We start from the raw sequence: 1972 nt of genomic DNA on the forward strand, positions 1-1972 counted from the left end.
AGGGGCTGACCTCTGGCGCGGTGAAAGGATAGAGGATGGCCAGACTTGATCTGAACGGCGTGGCCAAGCGTTACGGCTCGACCGAGGTATTGCGCGACATCAACCTGACCATGGAGGATGGCGAATTCATCGTGCTGGTCGGGCCGTCGGGCTGCGGCAAGTCCACGCTGCTGCGGATGATCGCCGGGCTGGAGCCGATCAGCGGCGGCGATCTGTCCATCGACGGGACGCGCATGAACGACATCGCGCCCCGCGACCGTGACATCGCCATGGTGTTCCAGTCCTATGCGCTGTACCCGCATATGGATGTGATGCGGAACATGGGCTTTTCCATGGAAATCCGCGGTGCCCCCGCCGAAGAACGGCGCAGCAAGGTCGCGGCGGCGGCGCAGACCCTTGGCCTGGACGCGCTGGTGGACCGGCTGCCCAAGGCGCTGTCGGGCGGCCAGCGGCAGCGCGTGGCGATGGGCCGCGCCATCGTGCGCAAGCCCAAGGCGTTTTTGTTCGACGAACCCCTCTCCAATCTGGACGCCGCGCTGCGGGTCGAGATGCGGATGGAGATCGCCCGCCTGCACCGCCGTCTGGGGGCGACGATGGTCTATGTCACCCATGATCAGGTCGAGGCACTGACGCTTGCCGACCGCATCGTGGTGCTGAGCGCGGGCGTGATCCAGCAGGTCGGAACACCGCTGGAACTGTACGAGACCCCGGCCAACCGCTTTGTCGCGCAGTTCATCGGCTCGCCCACGATGAACGTGGTGGCCGCGACGGCCTCGCCGGGCGGTGCCCGGCTGGGCAACGGGGTCGAGATCGCGCTGCCGGGGAAGGCGGCGGCAAGTGTGACCGAACTGGGCCTGCGCCCCGAACATCTGGACGTGACCGCGCCGGATCAGGGGCAGATGAACGGGCTTGCGGATGTGGTGGAACATCTGGGTTCGGACACGAACATCCTTGCACAGGTCGAGGGTGTTGGCCCGCTGATGGTCCGCCAGCACGGCCATGTGCCACTGCGGGCGGGCGACACACTGGGGATCAGCATCCAGCCGGACAAGGCCCATGCCTTTGACGCGGCAGGGCAAACCCTGCGCTGAGTATCCGGCACCTGCGGGGCGGGCGGCGAATCCCGCCCTGCAAACACCACAGGCCTCTGCGGACGGCGGGCCTGACCTATTGGCGATCTTGGCTGTGGCCGGCAACCGGGCTATCCAGTTGCGTGCCGGTCGATCGGTTCGGTCCGCGCAAGCATATCAGAGGGGCGCATGACGCAGAAACGCATCATTTCGATTGGCGAGGCCATGGTCGAGCTGTCGCAGGCCGGATCGGGGGATCTGTGGAAACTTGGGGTGGCGGGCGACACACTGAACACCGCCTGGTATCTGCGCCGCGTGTTGCCCGCCGACTGGCGCATCGGCTATCTGTCCCGCGTCGGAACCGGTGAATTTTCGCGCAAGATGATCGATTTTCTGGTGGCCGAGGGAATCGACGCCACCCATGTCCTGCCAGATCCGCAGCACGAAATCGGACTTTACGCCATCTCGCTGAAGGATGGCGAGCGCAGCTTTTCCTATTGGCGCGACAATTCGGCGGCAAAACGGCTGGCCGACGATCCTGCGGCGCTGCGCGAGGCGCTGAAAGGCGCACGCATCGCCTATCTGTCGGGGATCACGCTGGCGATCCTGTCCGCTCGGGGGCGCGAGGCGCTGATGGCCGCCCTGGCCCAGGCGCGCGCGACCGGCACACTGATCGTATTCGATTCCAACCTGCGCCCGCGCCTCTGGCCCGATATCCCGACCATGTGCCATCAGATCGAGGTGGCGGCGGCGGCGGCCGATATCATGCTGCCCAGCTTTGACGACGAACGCGAGTTCTTTGGCGATGCCGATCCGCAGGCGACGCTGGCGCGCTATCTTGCGCTTGGCGCGGGGCAGGTGATCGTCAAGGCCGGCGGCGCGGATGTGCATTTCGGCGGGAC

2 protein-coding genes are annotated in these 1972 nt (G+C 66.1%); both read left to right on the plus strand.

All coding sequences use genetic code 11. The features are described 5' to 3' along the window. Nucleotides 1–35: 35 nt before the first annotated feature. Entirely contained in the window at nt 36–1091 is a 1056-nt protein-coding gene (locus ACK5L9_RS18485) for an ABC transporter ATP-binding protein (RefSeq protein ID WP_416912927.1), read from the plus strand. Nucleotides 1092–1259: 168 nt separating this feature from the next. Then, nucleotides 1260–1972 (plus strand): sugar kinase (locus ACK5L9_RS18490; RefSeq protein WP_416912928.1); only part of this gene is annotated, 713 nt, incomplete at its 3' end.

The organism is Paracoccus sp. (in: a-proteobacteria), from assembly GCF_047973135.1.
Lineage (GTDB): Bacteria > Pseudomonadota > Alphaproteobacteria > Rhodobacterales > Rhodobacteraceae > Paracoccus.

Bases quoted from the DNA above. Each gene is read 5' to 3' on its own strand.
- ACK5L9_RS18485 (WP_416912927.1), top strand. From the start codon at position 36: ATGGCCAGACTTGATCTGAACGGCGTGGCCAAGCGTTACGGCTCGACC.